This window comes from Coprococcus sp. RTP21204st1_G4_RTP21204_210225 (assembly GCF_040915385.1).
In the GTDB taxonomy this organism is placed as follows: Bacteria; Bacillota; Clostridia; order Lachnospirales; family Lachnospiraceae; genus Allocoprococcus; species Allocoprococcus comes.
The window spans coordinates 1-21,817 of the sequence record NZ_JBCPDP010000027.1; the positions used below are offsets into that span (position 1 = coordinate 1).

The 21,817-nt window shown below is 41.1% G+C and carries 26 protein-coding genes; all 26 read left to right on the plus strand.

Annotation, left to right across the window (positions count from 1 at the left end):
* On the plus strand, positions 1 to 445 hold a 445-nt coding region (locus AB5213_RS15775), incomplete at its 5' end, for a DUF5104 domain-containing protein (RefSeq protein WP_368276924.1).
* A gap of 118 nt (positions 446 to 563) precedes the next feature.
* Complete coding sequence (locus AB5213_RS15780; protein WP_195509036.1) at positions 564 to 1,214, plus strand: DUF5104 domain-containing protein; 651 nt, start codon at positions 564 to 566, stop codon at positions 1,212 to 1,214.
* A 25-nt stretch (positions 1,215 to 1,239) separates the two neighbouring features.
* Entirely contained in the window at positions 1,240 to 1,773 is a 534-nt protein-coding gene (locus tag AB5213_RS15785; protein ID WP_211134028.1) for a hypothetical protein, read from the plus strand.
* Between the two features lie 80 nt (positions 1,774 to 1,853).
* Positions 1,854 to 2,735 (plus strand): DUF5688 family protein, encoded by an 882-nt coding sequence (locus AB5213_RS15790; protein WP_215634448.1) that lies wholly within the window; start codon positions 1,854 to 1,856, stop codon positions 2,733 to 2,735.
* Positions 2,736 to 2,941: 206 nt separating this feature from the next.
* Positions 2,942 to 4,378, plus strand: a complete 1,437-nt coding sequence (locus AB5213_RS15795; RefSeq protein WP_368276925.1) for a 2-dehydropantoate 2-reductase — start codon at positions 2,942 to 2,944, stop codon at positions 4,376 to 4,378.
* 86 nt (positions 4,379 to 4,464) lie between these two features.
* The gene (locus tag AB5213_RS15800; protein WP_008370519.1) at positions 4,465 to 5,529 is read left to right on the plus strand and encodes a P1 family peptidase; all 1,065 of its coding nucleotides are present in this window, start codon (positions 4,465 to 4,467) and stop codon (positions 5,527 to 5,529) included.
* 109 nt (positions 5,530 to 5,638) lie between these two features.
* Positions 5,639 to 5,809 (plus strand): hypothetical protein, encoded by a 171-nt coding sequence (locus tag AB5213_RS15805; protein ID WP_022220354.1) that lies wholly within the window; start codon positions 5,639 to 5,641, stop codon positions 5,807 to 5,809.
* Between the two features lie 275 nt (positions 5,810 to 6,084).
* Complete coding sequence (locus tag AB5213_RS15810) at positions 6,085 to 6,984, plus strand: site-specific integrase (RefSeq protein WP_349095749.1); 900 nt, start codon at positions 6,085 to 6,087, stop codon at positions 6,982 to 6,984.
* A gap of 529 nt (positions 6,985 to 7,513) precedes the next feature.
* Positions 7,514 to 9,379 carry a TIGR03960 family B12-binding radical SAM protein gene (locus tag AB5213_RS15815; RefSeq protein ID WP_215634444.1) on the plus strand — a complete coding sequence of 622 codons (1,866 nt, stop codon included), beginning with the start codon at positions 7,514 to 7,516 and terminating at the stop codon, positions 9,377 to 9,379.
* A complete protein-coding gene (locus AB5213_RS15820) occupies positions 9,363 to 10,070 on the plus strand; it encodes a TIGR03936 family radical SAM-associated protein (protein WP_173686638.1) in 708 nt (235 codons plus the stop codon). The genes AB5213_RS15815 and AB5213_RS15820 overlap by 17 nt, the downstream gene beginning before the upstream one ends.
* Positions 10,071 to 11,261 (plus strand): ribonuclease E/G, encoded by a 1,191-nt coding sequence (locus AB5213_RS15825; RefSeq protein WP_215634443.1) that lies wholly within the window; start codon positions 10,071 to 10,073, stop codon positions 11,259 to 11,261. It abuts the gene before it with no gap.
* The gene (gene ybaK, locus AB5213_RS15830) at positions 11,254 to 11,736 is read left to right on the plus strand and encodes a Cys-tRNA(Pro) deacylase (RefSeq protein WP_008370496.1); all 483 of its coding nucleotides are present in this window, start codon (positions 11,254 to 11,256) and stop codon (positions 11,734 to 11,736) included. The genes AB5213_RS15825 and ybaK overlap by 8 nt, the downstream gene beginning before the upstream one ends.
* 205 nt (positions 11,737 to 11,941) lie before the next feature.
* Positions 11,942 to 13,261, plus strand: coding sequence for an aspartate kinase (locus tag AB5213_RS15835; protein ID WP_055157219.1), 1,320 nt, complete (start codon positions 11,942 to 11,944; stop codon positions 13,259 to 13,261).
* 89 nt (positions 13,262 to 13,350) lie between these two features.
* Positions 13,351 to 13,764, plus strand: coding sequence for a CBS domain-containing protein (locus tag AB5213_RS15840; RefSeq protein ID WP_008370486.1), 414 nt, complete (start codon positions 13,351 to 13,353; stop codon positions 13,762 to 13,764).
* A 118-nt stretch (positions 13,765 to 13,882) separates the two neighbouring features.
* A complete protein-coding gene (gene rplU / locus AB5213_RS15845) occupies positions 13,883 to 14,191 on the plus strand; it encodes a 50S ribosomal protein L21 (RefSeq protein ID WP_008370484.1) in 309 nt (102 codons plus the stop codon).
* Between the two features lie 15 nt (positions 14,192 to 14,206).
* Positions 14,207 to 14,539: a ribosomal-processing cysteine protease Prp gene (locus AB5213_RS15850; protein WP_008370483.1), complete on the plus strand. Its 333-nt coding sequence runs from the start codon at positions 14,207 to 14,209 to the stop codon at positions 14,537 to 14,539.
* A gap of 5 nt (positions 14,540 to 14,544) precedes the next feature.
* The gene (gene rpmA / locus AB5213_RS15855; protein WP_008370482.1) at positions 14,545 to 14,829 is read left to right on the plus strand and encodes a 50S ribosomal protein L27; all 285 of its coding nucleotides are present in this window, start codon (positions 14,545 to 14,547) and stop codon (positions 14,827 to 14,829) included.
* A gap of 73 nt (positions 14,830 to 14,902) precedes the next feature.
* Positions 14,903 to 16,186 carry a GTPase ObgE gene (obgE, locus tag AB5213_RS15860; RefSeq protein WP_055248620.1) on the plus strand — a complete coding sequence of 428 codons (1,284 nt, stop codon included), beginning with the start codon at positions 14,903 to 14,905 and terminating at the stop codon, positions 16,184 to 16,186.
* A gap of 32 nt (positions 16,187 to 16,218) precedes the next feature.
* Positions 16,219 to 16,509, plus strand: coding sequence for a ribosome assembly RNA-binding protein YhbY (gene yhbY / locus AB5213_RS15865; RefSeq protein ID WP_008370480.1), 291 nt, complete (start codon positions 16,219 to 16,221; stop codon positions 16,507 to 16,509).
* A 17-nt stretch (positions 16,510 to 16,526) separates the two neighbouring features.
* Positions 16,527 to 17,159 (plus strand): nicotinate-nucleotide adenylyltransferase, encoded by a 633-nt coding sequence (gene nadD, locus AB5213_RS15870; RefSeq protein ID WP_022221033.1) that lies wholly within the window; start codon positions 16,527 to 16,529, stop codon positions 17,157 to 17,159.
* Positions 17,140 to 17,742, plus strand: coding sequence for a bis(5'-nucleosyl)-tetraphosphatase (symmetrical) YqeK (gene yqeK, locus AB5213_RS15875; RefSeq protein WP_173685477.1), 603 nt, complete (start codon positions 17,140 to 17,142; stop codon positions 17,740 to 17,742). Before nadD ends, yqeK begins: the two co-directional genes overlap by 20 nt.
* 8 nt (positions 17,743 to 17,750) lie before the next feature.
* Positions 17,751 to 18,101 (plus strand): ribosome silencing factor, encoded by a 351-nt coding sequence (gene rsfS / locus AB5213_RS15880; protein WP_368276928.1) that lies wholly within the window; start codon positions 17,751 to 17,753, stop codon positions 18,099 to 18,101.
* A 107-nt stretch (positions 18,102 to 18,208) separates the two neighbouring features.
* Positions 18,209 to 18,550, plus strand: coding sequence for a helix-turn-helix transcriptional regulator (locus tag AB5213_RS15885; RefSeq protein WP_173686636.1), 342 nt, complete (start codon positions 18,209 to 18,211; stop codon positions 18,548 to 18,550).
* 212 nt (positions 18,551 to 18,762) lie between these two features.
* A complete protein-coding gene (locus tag AB5213_RS15890; RefSeq protein WP_055157119.1) occupies positions 18,763 to 19,278 on the plus strand; it encodes a hypothetical protein in 516 nt (171 codons plus the stop codon).
* Positions 19,279 to 19,715: 437 nt separating this feature from the next.
* The gene (locus tag AB5213_RS15895) at positions 19,716 to 20,282 is read left to right on the plus strand and encodes a TetR/AcrR family transcriptional regulator (RefSeq protein WP_008370447.1); all 567 of its coding nucleotides are present in this window, start codon (positions 19,716 to 19,718) and stop codon (positions 20,280 to 20,282) included.
* A 16-nt stretch (positions 20,283 to 20,298) separates the two neighbouring features.
* On the plus strand, positions 20,299 to 21,711 hold the full coding sequence (locus AB5213_RS15900) for a glycoside-pentoside-hexuronide (GPH):cation symporter (RefSeq protein WP_243861822.1): 1,413 nt from the start codon (positions 20,299 to 20,301) through the stop codon (positions 21,709 to 21,711).
* The last annotated feature ends 106 nt before the right edge of the window (positions 21,712 to 21,817 follow it).

Below are 21,817 nucleotides of genomic sequence, written 5' to 3' on the forward strand. Positions count from 1 at the left end.
AATATCGCCAGCCATAGCATGGCTGACGATACAAAAATTTATTATTTTTTATTGTCCTCTTGACGGGGAGCATACCACAGATCAGCTCAATGAGGCATTATCGAATAATAACACGGATCTTGTGAAAAATATTTTGACCGATAAATTAAAGAGGACGGAATCTGACCATTTGGAAGATCTTGTACGTTTTGTTTCTGGAGAAATAGTCGAAGCTGGGGATTTAAGCATTGCGAATACGTGCGAATCTGATAAAAATGCTACACTGTATACGTATCATATAAGATATCACATAAAAGACGATAAGGGAAATCGATATTACATTCGAATTGAGTATACAAAAGAAAGTAGAATGAATAAAGATGCCGGAGTAACGTATATATCAGTAAGTTTACTGGATGATGACGATACTGATTTAAGTATTGTATCCATAGGCGACGCTACTTAATGAGTGTTTGGTACGGCACCATAGAATGTGGAAAAAGAGAGAGATGTCTGTAAGATGTCTCTTTTTTTTGTGAATAAAAATCCCATATTCTAATTAAATAGCAAGGGAGGAAGATTTATTGAGAAATACACGTATGTCGATATTTAAAAAAACATTAATTCTGATTATTAGTATTTTGTCATTACTGTTATTTTCTGGTTGCAACAAAACAATATCTATAAGCAACATAAAAAAATGGATTGTTGATGAATTTACCAGCAGTTCGAAAAAGAAAATCAAGAATAGGGATAAAAAAATTACTAAATTTAACAAAGCAATCTCTGAAAAAAATATAGAGGTTATATATGATCAGATGTCGGATGAATTGAAGGAGCACGGAGATAAATTACGTTCAAAGTTGAAAAAGTTCGTAAACTTTTTCCCTGGCGAAATCGTAGAAACAAATAACTGTAGCTGGGGATCAATGTTGCATTCTGAAAGATATAAAAAAGCACCCAGTGGTATTATCGAAAAAATGCTGGAAAAACCTGACGAAAAAGGTTTCTATTGTTATACCGTTAAAGTGTATCGATTGTCATATAACGCTATAGATGATCAGGGTGTGGAGTACGACATCGCCATGGAATACATTAAAAGCAATGAAGCAAATCCAGGTGAAATCGGATTAAATTACGTAGAAATTCGTAAACTTGATTCTGACGGAAAAAAATCGAGTTTATGGAAGTTGGTACTACATGGCAGTAAATTTGAGAATGATGTAGAATCATAGAAAGGATATGTAAAGGTGGAAAATAATGGATCATCAAGAAAAACAGAAACATATCAAGCGATGCAGGTTTTCGTTTCCACATTATGAAAAGGGAAGAATTGACTATCAATGTTTGTTTGAGGGGTACGGGGACGATGAAATACATACCTGTACAGAAGAAGAATGCGAACAGTGTGAAAAATACGATTCCAGGTATATTGAGTACCCGCTGACAATTAAAGGGATTGAAAACAGGCCGATTGAAAAATGTGGATTCGGGCATACAGTTGGTTGCCTGGTTGCAGTAAGACCGTGCGACGAAGAGTATGGAGAAAAAACATATCTTGGAATTTATCTTGGAGAATTGCCAATCCAGATTTTGTCTTCTTATAATCCGGATACAGGCATCCTTACCAATTCCACAATGCAGAATCCGGGGATTTTTGTTCCTGAATTAAGGAAAATTGTTTATGGGTGTGGAAGTTGGTGGAGAGAAATTAAGTCTGTGGATGAATTAGAGGCAATTACTAATGAAGATATTGAGAATACCTGGTATGTACAGTTGTTGCAAGATGTGTAATCCCTTTGGCCAGGCGTACAATTTGTTTTTCATTTTCTTTCATATTGTTTCTGAAATCAAAATTATAGGAGGAAACAAATATGGAAAAACTTACTTACAATGAATTCAAAGAAGCGATCAAGGATTACTTCAGTAAAAGGATGGATTATGCAGAATTTCAATTAACAACAAATGATACCGTAAATCAGAAGATTGATTATCTGATGATCCGCGAAAAGGACGCAACGGTATCACCGAGTATCCGGCTTAACGATAGTTATAAGCAGTATCTGGATTGTAAATGTGAGGAGGAGTCTTTTTTCGAAACTATTTATGAACAGGTGGTTAATGCGGCTGCAAAAGATCGGATATCATTTGAAAATTTAGACAATCTTTTTCGTGATAAAGATGCCTGCAGGGAAAGAGTTATCATGGAACTCATCAATGAAAAAGGAAATGAAGAGTTATTGCAGAAAGTAGTAAGCCGTGATTTTTGCAATCTGAAAGTCATTTATCGTTTAGTTATTGCTAATGATGAAGATTCAGTGATGAGTACGATTGTTACAAAAAGCGGTATGGACTATATGCATATGTCTGAATCGGAACTGTATGATGCAGCGCTGAAAAACACGAAATCTTTTATGAAACCACGGATGATAAGGATGCGAGCTTTTGGAATGTGTGCACCGATGGACAATGAAGCGTACTGTGTTATGGGAAACAATTCAGCAAAAAATTGCGCCGCGCTTATTTCAGATCCTGAATATCTTCAGGAAATTGCAGAAATGATTGGAACGGATTATTATATTGTTCCACTGGGTATTGAAGGGTTTGTTGTTGTGCCGGAGGCATATTGCAACGTAGATATGCAGAAAGATGCGTTGAAAGGAACAAATGAAGCAAGCCAGAAAGATAAGCTGTTCTTGTCGAATGATTTGTATTTTTATGGTTCAGAAACCGGAGAGTTAAGTGTTGTACAGTAAGTATCATAAGAAGAGAGATTCCCTTGTGGAGTCTCTTTTTTTCTGCAAAAATATGAAAATATTTGTTCCTGTTATAAAAAAATCTATATTGTAAATATTGGAGTCGCAAGTTAATATATGATACATATGGCGGAATGAAGAGATCTATTTTCTGTAAAAAAGTATAATGAGAATATGAGTATCCGTAAAACGAAAGGAGATAGAAGATGAAGATAAAATCAGTTGCAGTTTTAGGTGCAGGGGCGGTAGGCTCCTATGTGATCTGGGGACTTTCACAGAAACCGGAAGTCCGGCTTGGCGTGATTGCCGAGGGAGAAAGAGCGGATCGTCTAAGGGAAAATGGATGTGCGAATAATGGCAGGATTTACCATCCGGAGGTGTGGTCACCAGAAGAAGCACATAATGTGGATCTGCTGGTGGTTGCTTTGAAATACGGTTCACTGGAAGGCACATTGAAGAGTATACAAAAAACAACGGGTGAACATACAGTGGTCATGAGCCTGATGAATGGAGTCGACAGTGAAGAAATAATCGGAAGAACAGTGGGCACGGAGCATGTCGTACCGGCACTGATCAAAGTGGCTTCACACAAAGAGGATGATGGTTATCATTTTGATCCGCTGACCACACTGGAAATTATTTTTGGAGAGCCATCTGCACCGTTTGACAGTGAGCGTGTGAGAGCGGTGGAAGCGTTGTTTACAGATACTGGGATTCATTTCCGGTCGACCGAGTACATTCAGGAGGAGATATGGTGTAAATTTCGCCTGAATGTATGCAACAATCTGCCGCAGGCAATTCTGGGGACAAGCGTTGGATGTTACCGCGACAGTGTCCACATGAAAGCAATCAGTGATGGATTAAAGAGAGAACTGGAAATGGTAGCGAAGGCAAAAGGAATCGATATGAGTAAAACAGGAAGTTCATCCGGACGCGGAAGCGTAGTTCCTCCGACAGCCAGATATTCTACCTTACAGGATATGGATGCCGGACGTCATACGGAAATCGATATGTTCTCCGGTGCGCTTGTGCGGATGGGAAAGGAGCTTGGAATCCCTATGCCGTACAATGAATATACTTATCATATGATCAAAGCGCTGGAAGAGAAAAATGATGGTAAATTCAATTATACCGGGAATCAAAAACCAATCATCGAAATAACTGTAAATGAGAATGCTGTGATACACTTTGAACTCTGGCCGGAAATCGCACCGATTGCCTGCGGAAGTGTTATGCAGCTCGCAGAGAAGAAAATATTTGACGGAAGAGCCATTGAACGTCTGGAACCGGGATTTGTCCTCCAGCCACTGTTTTTTGATGGTGTTGATCCACAGATCGATATCATGGTCGAACCGGAATTTAAAACCAATCCTGAAAATGCCAAAATCGTTTTTGAACGGGGGATTGTTGCCATGGCAGGAGATCCAGAGAACAGTTCTGGCAGCCAGTACTATATCACTCTTGCTGCTTCTGAGAGATTGAATGGTAATTTCACTGTAATCGGAAAAGTGATCGATGGCTGGGATGAGATTGAACGACTGGAACATGTAGAAGTAGAAGAAGCCATTGAACCGCAGTCAGGATTTGTCTATCACAGACCGGTAAAAACCGAGATGATCACGAAAGTCAGACGCATAAAATAAAAAATAAATCCTTCAATAACGGAGATGTGTTATACTATAACCAGCATGTATTGAAAAATACAACATAATCCAAGGAGGAAACCAAAATGGGGAAAAAACGGATTCGGGACTTTGGGATTGTACCCGGAAGAGTAAAAACAGGAGAAAGGAATGCGATTACGGACGTGCCAGGTGTACGGGTAGGGCATTGTACGGTGAAGACAGAAGAAAATCATACCGGTGTAACCGTGATCGTTCCTGGACCGGACAATGCATTTGCCAAGCACTATACGGCAGCTGCATACATTCATAATGGATTTGGAAAAAGTGCTGGCGTGGTGCAGGTAGAGGAACTGGGGACCCTCGAGACACCCATTGCTCTTACCAATACCTTAAATGTCGGAAAGGTTTTGGATGCAATGGTTGATGTCGTGATCGAACAGAGCCGTAAGGACGGAATTGAGCCACAGAGTATCAATCCGGTTGTTGGCGAGTGCAATGACTGCCGGATCAATCATATCCAGAAACGGGCGATTGGCGAAAAGGAAGTGCGTGAGGCTTTTGCGGCAGCATCAGAAGAATTCGAAGAAGGTGATGTAGGTGCCGGTGCCGGTACGACATGCTATGGCATGAAGGGGGGAATCGGTTCTGCATCCCGCGTGATCACGATTGGTGAAAAAGAATACACCATTGGTGTTCTGGTTCAGTCAAACTTTGGTGCAACGGAAGATTTTGTACTGAACGGAGAAGCTGTTGGTCCGAAGATTCTGGAATGGAAGCAGGAAAAGAGTGATATGGCTGCATCTGAAGAAGATAAAGGTTCTATTATGAGTATTCTGGCTACAGACCTTCCAGTGACAAGTCGTCAGCTCAAACGGATTCTGAAAAGAACCGGTGTTGGTATCGCACGAACCGGCGGTTACACAGGCCATGGCAGCGGAGAGGTTATGATCGGATTTACGACTGCAAACAGAATCCCATCCGGTTATGAGGAGGAACTTGTGCAAATATCAGCAATTCCGGAAAATATAATCGACCGTGCTTTCCTTGCTGCGGCAGAAGCAGAGCAGGAGGCAATCTTGAATTCCATGACCGCCGCAGAGCAGATACGTGGAATTGCAGGTGAACTGTATTACAGTCTTGCAGAATACCTTGAAGATAGAGAAAGCTAAAGACTGTACAAAAGAATAAGTGTAATATCTAAATCCAAACCTGGTTACAATCCTTGAAAATGACTATCATTTCCCAAAAGCATCTAATCTTGCGGAGGAGGCAAATACGATGTGTAATTTAAGTGAAGGAATTTACGAAAAAGGCATAGAAGAAGGTATAAGCAAAATTGTACAGTCTGGATTACGAAAAGGATTAACTTGTGAATTCATTGCAGATAAATTCGATATTCCGATCGAAACTGTTAAGCAAATTGCAGAAGAAATGCCTTGTACTATGTAACAGTAAAAGAGATTCCCTTGTGGAGCAATGTCATTAAGTTAAGAATTTTGACATAATTATAAAACACATCATATTTGCAATTGTTTGATAAATATGATGTGTTTTTTCTTTTGTCTATTTTGCAGCACAACAAAAAGACAGATTGTTTATCTGTCAAAAAAATAGCATATTCCACATTCGTAAATTATCGGAACGTGATATATAACCACTTGCTAAAATCGATATCGCCACGCATATACATAACGAACATTGAATCCTCTGATTTAATCAAATTTATGGATTCTATTGCTTCGAACCCTTTGCGTTGCAACGCTTATGCCGTTATTAGTTCTTCTTTTAAAACAGCAAAGGAGTTTAACATAATAGCGCAAAACCTGGCACCTTACGCTGTTCAAACAATCCGTTCAAAGATGCGACAGAAAAAAAGAACGGAGACCAAACGCAAAACTTTTTCATTACAGCAATTACAAAATATTTTATTAACCTGCAAAAAAGAAGAACCTAATTACTATCTGTTAATGTTGATTTGTGCTACAACTGGCATCCGGATAAGTGATGCACTTGGTCTTCAATTTGAAAACGTAGATTTTTCCAATCGTCAATTACATATTATCTGGCAAAAAGGACGAACTATTTATGGAGATGGCTGGGAATCTCAAATGGCTACAAGTCAATTGATCCAAACAAAAACATATTCTTCTGTAAGGAACGTTGAAATACCCCAGTTCGTTTTAGATGAAATTATTTTGGCAAAAAATAAGTATGATTACTTGAATCAAAATGATGTAAATTTTCATTATACACCTGATTTTGTTGTTGTGAATTCAAACGGAAGACCATTATCAAGAGATTCCAAAATCAGTCACGCATTCAAACATGTCCTTGAATTATGTGATATAAATCCTGATGATTATTGCTGGCATGACTTACGGCACACATATGCCACATTATTGAAAAAGAATATTAATAATTTAAAAGTAATCTTTAAATTATTAGGACATTCAACTGTAGATATGACTGAAGACGTTTATATTGACGATCAAAGAGACATAATTGATACAAGTAGCATTATGACAAAATATGTCGATTCACTATATGACAAAATTCATATGAGCGATAAAAGCGAAGAACTTGATATGTCAAAAATAAGTGATGCCTTTCTAAAAATAAGATAGTGCCCGTCAATATAATTATATAATCGTGTGTTGTATCATATGGTCTTACATGGTAACAGAACTATAGTTTTTGTTGCAAAATGCCATAAAACAAGCATTATTTTAATTTTTAATTTTTTAAATTATTTCAGATTTTCCAACAATGAAAGGGAATACTGCAAAACATATACGGTTTGCAATGTGTTTTCCAGGACATTGTTTTGTTGTTTATTGACTAGATTCGTAATTATGTATAAAATACATTTTAATGAATAATTATTCAATGTATACGTCATATCATTGCGTAACAGGCAACAAAAATCTTATAAAAGATCAAACTGTTACATATAATCTCATACAGTCTTTTACAGTACAGAAACTACACTTTCTGTTACTTAATAGCAAAAACAGGCTGTTTTCACCTCATTTATTTTGCAATTTTCTGAAATAAATGGTATAGTTGTAAAGTTAAAAAATTGTAAATATTGCTTGTATTTACGGCGTGAATCGTTATAGAATTAAGAGCAAAAGAACTAAAAACGGAGGAAAAATGAGGAAATTAGCATTAGATGATGATATTTTACTGAATATAGAGAAACCTGCCCGCTACATTGGACACGAAGTCAATTCGGTAATGAAAGATAAAAATGCGGTGGATATAAGGTTTGCAATGTGTTTTCCGGAGGTATATGAGGTTGGTATGTCCCATCTGGGAATCCAGATTCTGTACGATATGTTCAACCGCCGGGAGGATACCTGGTGCGAGAGAGTCTACTCTCCATGGATCGATCTGGACAAGATCATGCGTGAAAAACATATCCCGCTCTTTGCCCTGGAATCTCAGGATCCGGTAAAAAATTTTGACTTTCTTGGCATCACATTACAGTTTGAGATGTGTTACACCAATGTACTGCAGGTGCTGGATTTATCCGGTATTCCGCTTCACAGTGAGGACAGAACTTTAGAAGATCCATTTGTCATTGGCGGTGGCCCATGTGTTTACAATACAGAGCCACTGGCTGAATTTTTCGATATGTTCTATATCGGAGAGGGCGAAGTGGTTTATGATGAGCTTCTGGAAGCATACAAAAAGTGGAAGAGAGCCGGAAAAAGCCGGAAAGAATTTCTGGAAATGGCAGCAGAGATCGAGGGAATTTACGTTCCTTCTTTTTATGATGTCACTTACAAAGAAGACGGCACGATCGAATCTTTCCTGCCAAACAATCCGCATGCAAAGGAAAAAATCAAACGAGTAGTTGCGGCAGATATGAGCCAGACAACTTATCCATTAAAGCCGGTTGTTCCGTTTATCAAAGTAACCCAGGACAGAGCGGTTCTGGAGATTCAGCGCGGCTGTATCCGTGGATGTCGTTTCTGTCAGGCGGGAATGGTTTACCGTCCGACACGTCCGCGTGATATCAACATGCTCAAAGAGACGGCACGTGCAATGCTGAAAAATACGGGACATGAAGAGATCACCTTAAGTTCTTTAAGTTCCAGTGATTACAACGAACTGGAAGAGATCGTCACCTTCCTGATCGATGAGTTCCACACACAGGGCGTCAACATTTCCCTGCCGTCCCTTCGTATCGATGCATTTTCTTTGGATGTTATGAGCAAGGTGCAGGATGTGCGTAAGAGCAGTCTGACCTTCGCCCCGGAAGCCGGAACACAGAGGATGCGTAATGTAATCAATAAAGGTCTGACGGAAGATGACATTTTAAATGGAGCCGGACAGGCTTTTGAAGGTGGATGGACGAAGGTCAAGCTCTATTTCATGCTTGGACTTCCGACCGAAACCCAGGAAGATATGGAAGGAATTGCTGTTCTTGCAGATAAAGTAGCACGCCGGTATTATGAAATTCCGAAGGATCAGAGAAATGGAAAATGTCAGATCACGGCAAGTAGTTCCTTCTTTGTACCGAAACCATTTTCACCGCTTCAGTGGGCGACCATGCAGCCGATGGAAGAATATATCCGCCGTGCAGGAATTGTACAGGAAGCATTCCGCAACCAGCTGAACCGCAAGAGTCTGCGCTACAACTGGCATACCGCCGAAGTAACCGTTCTGGAAGGCGTCTTTGCCCGCGGTGACCGGAAGGTCGGAAAGGTTCTGGAAGAGGCTTACCGTCTTGGATGTATTTACGATGCGTGGGATGAGTATTTTGATTATGATAAATGGCTGCAGGCCTTTGAAAATACAGGTATAGACATGGATTTCTATAATCTCAGAAAGCGTGAATTAGATGAAATCTTCCCATGGGATTTCATCAATTGTGGCGTGACAAAATCTTTCCTTATAAGAGAATGGAAGAATGCAATGGAAGGGAATGTAACCCCGAACTGCCGTGCAAAATGTTCCGGCTGTGGGGCAGCAAGTTACGGAGGAGGTGTCTGCTTTGAAGGCAAGAATTAAATTTCGGAAAAATGGAGTGATGAAGTTCATCGGACACCTGGATATCATGCGGTATTTCCAGAAAGCGATTCGCCGTGCCGAGATTCCGATCGCATTTACCAGTGGTTACAGCCCGCATATGATCATGTCTTTCGCTAATCCACTTGGCGTAGGGCTTACCAGTGACGGGGAATATTTTGATATCGAATTGACCGAGTCAATCGCCAGCAAAGAAGCGGTCAGACGGCTGAATGAACAGATGGTAGACGGCATGGAGATCGTCAGCTTTGTGCAGATCCCGGATGATAAGAAAAGCAAAGGAATGTCAATCGTAGCAGGTGCCGACTATTTATCTTCGGTAAAAAATGGCAGCCTGCCGGAAGATCTTGCTGAAAAGCTGGAAGCTTTTTATGCGCAGAATGAAATCTGTGTGGTCAAAAAGACGAAAAAGAGTGAAAAAGAAGTGGACATTCGTCCGATGATCTACAAGCTGGAATGCCGGGACGGAAAGATTTATATGCGTGTGGCAGCAGGAAGTGTCCAGAACTTAAAGCCGGAGCTGGTCACAGAAGCGTTTGTCCGCTATCTTGGTATGGATGCTGAGAAAGTGACCTTTACCCACCACAGACTGGAAACTTTTGCGGAATCCGAAAACACGGAGGGCAAGATGATTCTGGTTCCACTGGATGCGCTTGGAACGGAGATTGTATAGATGGAACGAAAAGTACTCCTTACGGAATGCATGAACCGCCGGGTGCTTGCACTTTTAGAGGATGAGAAAGTAACGGAATTTCACTTTGGCAGTAGCGGAGAAAAAAAGAGCTGCCGCCTGGGTGAAATTTATGTCGGAAGAGTACGGAAAATCCTTCCGAATATCGGTGGCGCATTTGTTGAAATTGCCAATGGTGAGCAATGCTATTTTGCGCTGGATGGAAAATATACCCCGGTTTTCACCAATAAGATCGGAAAGAAGCCACTTGTGATCGGTGATGAGCTTCTGGTTCAGGTGGAGAAAGAAGCAGTGAAAACCAAGCAGCCTGTCGTGACCGGGAACTTAAATTTCACCGGGCAGTATGTAGTACTGACTTCCGGCAATCGTACCATTGGTGTGTCCGGTAAAATTCACGGTGCCCGGAAAGAAGAACTGCAAAAGCTGGGACAGGACTATATAGACTGTGATTTCGGATTGATTTTCAGGACAAATTGTGTGGAAGCAGAAGAAACACAGATCCGTGCCGAAATTGACAAACTGGCAGAGAACTATCACAGAATCGTAGAATATGGCAAGATGCGGACCTGCTTCAGCTGTCTGCAGAGTGCACCGGATCCGTGCGTACAGGCACTCCGGGATATTTACAAAAAAGATTTGACGGAAATTATTGTAGAGGGAACGGTAGAAGATGGAGTTTTGTATAAAGAAGTTCAGACTTATCTGGAAACGGAAATGCCAGAGGAACTTCCGCTTCTTCGTGCGTATACGGATCCGTCTTATCCACTTGTAAAATGCTATAACCTGGAAGGGGCGATCCGAGAAGCCAGACAAGAACGGGTATGGATGAAATCCGGGGCTTATCTGGTGATCCAGCCAACCGAGGCGCTGACTGTAATCGATGTCAATTCCGGAAAATGTCTGAAAAAGAATTCTCATTTTCCGGAGATCAACCGGGAGGCAGCAAGAGAAGCAGTCCGCCAGATCCGGCTCCGCAATATTTCCGGTATCATTATTATTGATTTTATCAACATGAAATCAGCAGAAGAGAAGAAAGAACTTCTTGCGTATCTGCAGCGGGAATTAAAGAAGGACCCAAATCCCGGGAATGTGATGGGAATGACGAAACTGCAGCTGGTGGAAATTACACGAAAAAAAATCCGAAAAACACTGGAGGAAAGTTTACATGGGTAAAAAAGAAGTCAAAACAAATGCAATGCGAATTTTAGACAGAAAGAAAATTTCTTACGAATATCAGACCTATGAATGCGATGAATTCACGGACGGAATTGAAACCGCCGACAAGCTGAATCTGCCTCACGAACAGGTTTACAAGACCATTGTCACAACTGGGAAAAGTGGCGAACATTATGTTTTCGTTCTTCCGATCGAAGCAGAAATTGATTTTAAGAAGGCTGCAAAAGCGGTGGGTGAAAAATCTATTGAAATGCTTCATTTAAAGGAGTTAACACCGCTTACCGGCTATGTGCGTGGTGGATGCACTTCGATCGGAATGAAAAAGCATTTTCCGACGGTCATTGATGCAAGTGCACAGCAGTTTGAGAAAGTCTATGTAAGTGCCGGAAGAATCGGTGCACAACTGACACTTGCACCGGAGGATTTGAGAAAAGCAGCGGATGCTACGTTTGCAGATGTAATTCATGCATAGAAAGTTTTCAAAAAAAGAAATTCTATTAGACAAAATGCAAGATTTTCAACAGATTCCAAAAGAAAATCTTGCATTTTTCACGTCAGCGTAATAAAGTAATAACTACATGAGTGTAGAAACATCTGCCCGGTGTTTCTACAGAAAATGCAGGTTTGCCATGTGCAGATCAGAATATATGAATTGAGAGATGGAGGAATACCAACAGATGATTAAGGTAGTGAAATTCGGCGGAAGCTCTCTTGCCGATGCAGTACAGATTAAAAAGGCAGGAAAGATCGTTCTTTCAGAGGAATCAAGACGTTACGTTGTACCGTCTGCTCCGGGAAAGCGTTTTTCCGACGACACCAAGGTAACAGATATGCTGTATCGTTGTTACGGCGCAGCTGTAAAAGAGAAGAAATTTACAGAATTACTCGCTGACATTCAGAAGAGATATCAGGAAATCATTGAAGGGCTTGGGATCACTCTTTCTCTTGACGAAGAATTTGCCACCATCCGTGATAATTTTGCAAAGAAGATCGGAAGAGATTATGCTGCTTCCCGTGGAGAATATTTAAACGGACGTGTAATCGCAGCTTATCTTGGATATGAGTTTATCGATGCGGCAGAAGTGATCAAGTTCGATGAAAATGGGAACTTCCTTTCAGAAGAAACTAACCAGGTACTTGCAGACAGACTTTCAAAAGTAGAGCGTGCCGTGATTCCTGGATTCTACGGAGCACGTCCGGACGGAACGATCCAGACATTTTCCCGCGGCGGATCTGATGTAACAGGATCGATCGTTGCAAGAGCCACACATGCTGATATGTATGAGAACTGGACAGACGTATCCGGATTCCTCATTGCAGATCCCCGTATCATTAAGAATCCAAAAGGAATCGAAGCAATTACTTACAAAGAGTTGCGTGAACTTTCTTATATGGGTGCCAGCGTATTACATGAAGATGCAATCTTCCCGGTTCGTAAAGAAGGAATCCCGATCAACATCCGTAATACAAACGCACCGGAAGAAAAGGGTACTCTGATCGTAGAAGGAACCTGCAGAAAGCCGAAGTATACAATTACCGGTATTGCAGGAAAGCGTGGATTTGCTTCTATTACAATTGAAAAAGCAATGATGAACTCAGAAGTCGGATTTGGCCGCAAGGTTCTTGGTGTATTTGAAGATGAAGGGATTTCTTTTGAACATATGCCGTCAGGAATTGATACTATGACTATCTTCGTTCATCAGGATGAATTTGAAGAACATGAGCAGAAAGTGCTTGCGGGCATCCACCGTGCCGTGAATCCGGATGACATCGAACTGGAATCCGATCTTGCACTGATCGCTGTTGTTGGACGTGGAATGCGTCAGACACGCGGTACAGCCGGAAGAATTTTCTCTGCACTGGCACATGCACATGTCAATGTAAAAATGATCGATCAGGGATCCAGCGAGTTAAATATTATCATCGGTGTGAGAGAGCACGACTTTGAAGCAGCAATCAAAGCAATTTATGATATTTTTGTTAACACTCAGCTGTAAATCTTCAATTCGATCCTTAAATATGGTATAGTACAGGTGTTGGGGAAAACTCCCCTGTACAGAATATTCATACAAGAGAGGATACGAAAATGAATATATTATTTTTCCTGAAGCCAAAAGCAGAAGTGGCATTTGTATATGACTACCACACGCTCAGACAGGCAATGGAAATCATGGAGTACCACAAATACTCATCCATTCCGATGATCAACCGGGAAGGTAAATACGTCGGTACAATCACCGAAGGAGACCTGCTCTGGGGACTTAAGAAGCTGAACATCCTGAATCTGAAAGAAGCAGAAGACATTGCAATCACGAAGATTGCAAGAAGAGCAGATTACCGGCCGGTAAGTGCCGATTCCAATATGGAAGATCTGATGGAAAAAGCGATGGATCAGAACTTTGTTCCGGTCATTGATGACCAGCAGAATTTCATAGGAATCATCACAAGAAAAGACATTATCGGATATTGTTACGAAAAAATTAAAAAAATCGCAAATTAGGGGTTGACTTTGTGCGGTATGCCACTGTATAATACAGAGGTATGCCGCACAACGAGGTTATAAGTCCTGATTTGATCAGACACCGTAGTTGGCGAGTAATGATAATAGGAGGTGCCATATGTACGCAATTATAGCAACAGGTGGTAAACAGTACAAAGTAGCCGAAGGCGATATCATTAAAGTAGAAAAGCTTGGTGTGGAAGCCGGACAGTCTTATACTTTTGACCAGGTTCTCGCAGTAAGTGGTGACGAGCTTAAAGTTGGAACACCAGTAGTAGAAGGTGCAACAGTTGAAGCATCTGTAATTGGTGACGGAAAAGCTAAAAAAGTTATCGTTTACAAGTATAAGAGAAAAACAGGTTACCACAAGAAAAACGGACACAGACAGCAGTATACAGCAGTTAAGATCGAAAAGATCAACGCGTAAGAAGCTGGTGGTTATATGATACGAGTAACCATTTATAAAAATGAAAAACATCAATGTGTAGGTTTCAAAGCACATGGTCATGCAGGATTCAGTGAAGAAGGACAGGATATTGTCTGCGCAGCTGTTTCCGTACTTACGATCAATACTTTGAATGCCATTGAGAAATTTGCGGATGACCGTACAAGCCTTGTATCCGATGAATCCAAAGGACTCATTGACTATCGACTTAAAGGTAATCCGACTCGCGAGGCAAAGCTTTTGCTTGACGCGATGGTTCTTGGTCTGGAAGAGATTGCAGAAGATGAGAACTACAGAGAATATATGGATTTGACATACGAGGAGGTGTAACAACCATGATGAAATTAAACCTTCAGTTTTTCGCTCATAAAAAAGGAGTTGGTTCTACAAAGAACGGTCGTGACTCTGAATCTAAGAGACTTGGAGCAAAAAGAGCAGACGGACAGTTTGTAAAAGCTGGTAACATCCTTTACAGACAGCGCGGAACAAAGATTCATCCAGGAATCAATGTAGGTCGCGGTGGTGACGATACATTATTTGCACTGGTTGACGGTGTTGTTCGTTTTGAAAGAAAAGGAAGAGATAAGAAACAGGTTTCTATCTATCCAGTAGCTGAATAAGCAGATTTAACAGAGGCTTCAAACTTTTTTGGTTTGAAGCCTTGTTTTTAGTCATAAATAAGGAGGACATATTATGTTTGCAGACAGAGCAAAAATATATATCCGATCCGGAAAGGGCGGCGACGGTCACGTCAGCTTTCGCAGGGAATTATATGTTCCGAATGGCGGTCCGGACGGAGGCGACGGCGGTCGCGGCGGTGATGTAATCTTTGAAGTGGACAAAGGTCTTAACACACTGGTAGATTTCCGTCACAAAACGAAATATAAAGCACAGGACGGAGAGGAAGGCGGCAAAAAGCGCTGCCATGGTAAGGATGCAAAGGATCTGATCCTGAAAGTTCCTGAAGGGACAGTTATCCGTGAAGCAGAAACCAATAAAGTCATTGCCGATATGTCGGGCGAGAACCAGCGCCAGATTATATTAAAAGGTGGTAAGGGCGGTCTTGGAAATATGCATTTTGCAACCTCTACCATGCAGGTTCCGAAGTATGCACAGCCGGGAAAGCCTGCACAGGAACTCTGGGTGAATCTGGAACTTAAGGTGATCGCAGACGTTGGGCTTGTAGGTTTCCCGAATGTTGGTAAATCCACATTCCTTTCCCGTGTAACCAATGCGCAGCCAAAGATTGCAAATTATCATTTCACAACACTCAGCCCGAACCTTGGAGTTGTAGATCTGGAAGGTGCAAAGGGATTTGTTATTGCAGATATTCCGGGACTGATTGAAGGAGCATCAGAAGGTGTCGGACTTGGACATGAATTTTTGCGTCATGTTGAACGTACCAAGATGATGATCCATGTTGTGGATGCGGCAGGTATCGAAGGACGTGATCCGGTTGAAGACATTTACAAGATCAACGCTGAACTGGAAGCCTATAACAAAGAAATTTCCATGCGTCCACAGGTCATTGCAGCGAATAAGGTTGACCTGATCTATTCCGAAGATGAAGATCCGATCCAGAGACTGAGAGATGAGTTCGAGCCAAAAGGAATCAAGGTATTCCCGATTTCCGGTGTGACCGGAGAAGGGCTTTCTGATCTTCTTTACTATGTAAATAATGAACTTCAGAAGTTGGATGACAAGCCGATCGTATTTGAACAGGAATATTTCCCGGAAGAAGAGATCATCCACATGGATCTTCCATATACCGTGGAAAAAGAAGACGATGTATTTGTAGTAGAGGGACCAAAGATCGAAAAGATGCTTGGTTACACCAATCTGGATTCCGAGAAGGGATTTGCTTTCTTCCAGAAATTCCTGAAAGAAACCGGTATCCTTGAGCAGCTTGAAAATGCAGGTGTTCAGGAAGGCGATACTATCCGTATGTACGGTCTTCAGTTTGAATATTACCGTTAGAAAAGAACATAATTTCAGAAAGGAGAAGTTTTATGACTTCCAAACAGAGAGCTTATTTAAAGAGCCTTGCGATGACAATGGATCCGATCCTTCAGATCGGTAAATCCAGCGTAACACCGGAACTTACCGCAGCTGTTGCAGAAGCGCTTGAAGCAAGAGAACTGATCAAGCTTCACGTTCTTCAGAACTGTGGAGATGATCTGCGTGGAATGGCAGAGATCCTTGCAGAGCGTACACGTTCCCAGGTGGTACAGGTTATCGGAAGAAAAATCGTTCTTTATAAAGAGGGAAAAGACGACAAGAAGAAAATCGTTCTTCCTTAATGAGTGGAGTATAGATTATGAGAATCGGTATTATGGGCGGAACATTTGATCCCATCCACAACGGGCATCTGATGCTTGGTGAATATGCATACCAGCAGTTCCATCTGGATGAAGTGTGGTATATGCCAAACGGCAATCCGCCCCATAAATCAAATCCGGAAATACGAAAAGATTTACAGGACCGTGCCGAAATGACACGCCTTGCAATTGAAGAAATCCCGTATTTCCGGCTTTGTACCTATGAAATGGATCGAAAGGAAACTTCGTACTCCTATCAGACAATGGAGTATTTTAAAGAGACTTATCCGCAGGATGAATTTTATTTTATCATCGGTGCGGATTCTCTTTTCAATCTGGAAACTTGGAAATGTCCGGAAAGACTTCTGAAAACAGCGGTCATCCTGGCAGCATATCGGGATGATGCAGGAGCGCCGAAAGAAATGCGCCGTCAGATCACATATTTGAAAGAAAAGTATGCATGTGATATCCGGCTTCTCCGTACCCCTGTGATGCCGGTTTCTTCCAGTGAGATCCGGCAGATGATCCGAGGAGGAGAGACAGAAGATCTTCCGATTCCGAAAAAGGTTGCAGATTATATAGATTTGAACAGATTATATCAGGTGAGTGAACATGACGGAAACAATACTTAAGATGCAGAAAAAAGTAAAACGGTACCTGGATAAAGACCGTTATGATCATACGATCGGTGTGATGCATACGGCAGGCTGCCTTGCCATGCGTTATGGTGCCAATCTGGAGCAGGCTTTGACGGCAGGACTTTTACATGACTGTGCAAAATGTGTGCCGGCAGATGAAAAGATTAAGCTCTGCGAGAAAAATCATATCGAAATTTCCGATGCAGAGTACAAAAATCCGGGACTTCTGCACGCAAAGCTGGGCGCATTTTTTGCCCGGGAAAAATATGGAATAGAAAATGAAGAGATTCTACGATCGATCGAGTCTCATACAACCGGTCGTCCGAATATGTCTCTGCTTGATAAGATCATTTATATCGCAGATTATATTGAGCCTGGAAGAGATGTTGCACCAAATCTTCCGGAAGTACGTGCGCTTGCATTTGTAGATATCGATGCATGTCTTTACCGTATTCTGGAAGATACACTTGCATATCTTGCCGAAAAAGGTGCAACGTTAGATCCTGCGACAGAAGAGACATTTTTATATTATAAGAACCTGAAAAACAGTGATTCCGAAAAGGAGGACAAAAACTGATGCAGACAATCGAGCAGTCAAGAGAGATGGCAAAACTTGCCTGCGAAGCACTCGCTGACAAAAAAGGCGAAGATATCCGTGTAATTGACATTGCAGGAATCTCTGTGCTTGCAGATTATTTTATCATTGCAAACGGAACCAACGAAAGCCAGGTAAGAGCACTGGTTGACAATGTAGAAGAGACACTCGGAAAAGCAGGATACGAAGTCAAACAGCGTGAAAGCTATGGCCTTGGAAGCTGGGTACTGCTGGACTTTGGCGATATTATCGTACATGTATTCGACAGAGAGAACCGTCTGTTCTACGATCTGGAAAGAATCTGGAGCGATGGCAAACAGGTGGATCCGGAATATCTGTAAATATATTTTCTGATGTTTTAGAGACTGATACTGGTGATCCGATGCTTTCTGTGTTATAATATATAAGTTATCAGGGAACTTGATTCTGAATCATGGAGGCACAAAGTATGGAACCCATGTATTTGTCAATCCAGCCGAAAAAGACTGGAGAACGCATAAGAAAGCTACTCTTGGAAAAAGGATATACAATTCGGGAAATCCAGGGAGCTTTTGGATTTGAAAATCCGCAGGCCATTTATAAATGGATTTCCGGCAAATCGTTACCCAATATAGACAATTTTATTATTTTAAGTAGATTATTACATACTTCGATTGAAGATATCCTCGTCATTGACGGGGATATTTCTTATTACATAGGAAATTTCATTTCCTATGTAATAAAAGCCTCCGGCAGGATGCGCACTGCGGCGTATAATGAAGATGTCGCAAGCGACCGCCACAGGCGCTAGAATGTGCTTCGCACATTCTTTGTTCTTTCTGTGGAGTTTTAAACTGTTGGTTGAATGACAAACGGCTATCATATAATTATAATTAAATCAGAAGTTGAGGAACAGATATTATTTATATGGTGTTCGAGGATTGCGGAAATTGCATAGCAATGGAGCAATCCGGTTACATCATTTATATTGTAAGCAAGAGAACAGTATGGGAGGCAAAAATCATGAAGAAAATTACATCAGCTTATGCAAACAAGATGTTGAGAAGCCTTGAGGAAGATAAAGCATTCTGGGTAAACAAGGAGGCAGCATCCAGTACCTATGTGGCTGCGGTCAATGAGGAGCCGGTCATTCCGGAATATGATTATATGACCATTGCAAATACAATTGACGAGATCGACAGGAAGATTGTTACTATCAAACATACATTGAACCTGACAAATGCCACCGCAAAAGTGCAGGTTGGCAATCAGGAGATGAGCATTGACAGCATTTTGATCCGAATGGCGCAGCTTAACAAAAGAAAAGCTGTTCTTGACGATATGCGCAAGCGGCTTCCGAAAATGCGTGTGTATAGTAATTCCTTCAGTTCATCCGGATCGGTACCAGAATATAAATATATCAACTATGATCTGGAAGTAATCCGTCAGGAATACGATCGTATTTCCAATACAATTATGGAAATGCAGATTGCACTGGATCGCTACAATCAGACAGTGTTGTTTGATGTGGATATCTAAGTAAGAATTTCCGTACAGGGTATATCTTCAACAAAGCTTATAGACGGTTGGTTATGGTTCAATGTCATCGTTTATTGGTTATTTGTTATCAGGTTATGTGTTCTTGTTCATAGAAACATTTTTGGAAAAGTATACAATTTAAATTTTTAAATCACCCTGTAAAAAACCTGTGTCAGTTCACAGTGCAGAGGTACGGTTTCAAGCACGCAACAGCTGTGGAAGCAATTCCGCAGCTGTTTTTAAAATAAAAAAAATTGCAACCAAGAGAGTTTTAAATCAAAATATATCCGCCAGAAAAAGAATTCGCTCCATATTAAAAAGTTACCAAAAACAAGAAACTATTTTTGTGAATTTAGTTGCTTGTTTTTTTGTGCGCAAAGATGCTACAATCAAGGAAACTATTACAAGAGAAATAGTTTCCACAAGGAGATGATGATGTGTCAGATAAAAATTTAAAAGGCAATATTCTCGAAGCAACCATCAAGGCATTTCAGAAAAAAGGGTTAAAATTTACAATGGATGATCTTGCATCTCTTCTGGGAATCAGCAAAAAAACAATCTATACTGTTTTCCCTGACAAAAATTCATTGGTTCTGGAGATGGTTGATTATTGTTTTTCCTCGATCAAAGAAAGTGAACAAAAAGTTCTTCAAGATCTGAGTCTGGATACGGTTGGCAAAATCAGAGCAATTCTTGGTGTGTTACCGGAAGGGTATCGGGAGCTTGATCTCAGACAGCTTTATCAGCTAAAGGAGAGGTATCCCGAAGTTTATGAAAAAGTAAAATCCCGTCTGGAAACCGGGTGGGAGAGTACGATTTCATTACTGGAACAGGGCATCACAGAAGGAAAAATTCGAAATATCCAGATTCCAATTTTAAAAACCATGATGGAAGCCACATTAGAACAGTTTTTTCAGAGAGACGTGCTGGTCCAGAATGGAATTTCTTATCATGAGGCATTAGATGAAGTCGTATCCATTCTGATCGATGGCATTACAATCTGACAAGGGGGAATTTATTATGGGAGAAGTACAGAAACTAAAAGGAAAAGAAAAGTTTGCCTACGGAATCGGGGCTGTAGGGAAAGATATGGTCTATATGCTGTCAGCGTCCTATGTTCTTTATTATTATCAGGACATCATGGGTGTCAGTGCTGTGGCAATGGGGGTGATCCTGTTTATCGCCCGAATTTTTGATGCATTTAATGATCCGATCATGGGAATCATCGTAGCAAAGACGAAAACCAGATGGGGCAAGTTCCGACCGTGGCTCTTTATCGGTACACTGACAAATGCCATTGTTTTGTATCTGATGTTTGCTGCACCGCCCTCTCTTTCAGGCAGAGGACTGGTTGCTTATGCGGCTGTAACCTACATACTCTGGGGCGTAACTTATACGATGATGGACATTCCATACTGGTCCATGATTCCTGCTTTTACCGAAAGCGGAAAAGAGCGCGAAAATCTTTCTGCAATGGCACGTTCCTGTGCCGGCGTTGGTTCTGCCATCGTCACGATCATCACCGTACTTTCCGTATCCACGCTTGGCAAACTGGCAGGCGGGGAAAGTGCATCGGAAATTGAACGGCTTGGATACCGCTATTTTGCGCTGATTATCGCAGTTTTGTTTTTCATTTTTATCACGATTACCTGCCTTTCTATTAAAGAAAAATCTTCGGTAAATATGGAAACAGCAACGGTAAAAGAAATGTTCCGGGCACTGTTTCGCAATGACCAGGCACTGACCATGGTTGTGGCAATTGTTATGATCAATACCGCATTATATATTACATCGAATCTGGTCATTTACCTTTTCAAATATGATTTCAGTCCGGAAGCATGGCAGAGCAATTATACGCTTTTTAATACCTTTGGCGGTGCATTCCAGATCCTTGCGATGATGATTTTGTTTCCGCTGTTCCGGAAATTTATGAATACGATAAATCTTTTTTATGTCAGCTTTTCTATGGCATTTGCAGGATATCTGATCCTTCTTGTGATTGCATTCTCCGGAAGTACCGGTGTCTATCTGCTTCTGGTTCCGGCATTCCTTATTATGTCGGCAATTGGTATGCTGAATGTTATTGTGACGATTTTCCTTGCAAATACGGTAGATTACGGGGAATTGAAAAATAACCGGCGTGACGAATCGGTAATCTTTTCGATGCAGACCTTTGTGGTAAAGCTGGCATCTGGCGTGGCTGCACTTGCGGCTTCGATCGTTATTCAGATCTTCCAGATCAAGAAGGATGAAACGGCAGAAGTACTGACGGTAATCGCACCGGCTTCCAGGCTGGGACTTCGGATGTGTATGACGATCATTCCGATTCTTGTATTGCTGATCGGATTACTTGTGTTCCGAAAACATTACATATTAACAGATGAAAAGACAGAAGAAATATCCAGAACACTGGAAGAACGGAAGAGAGCATAATATTTATACCTATAATTTTATAACGAAATTTTAGTGGGACAGTTTGCGGACTGTCTCATTTTTTTACATTTGTATATAATAATATACGTCCATTTAACATTTCTTT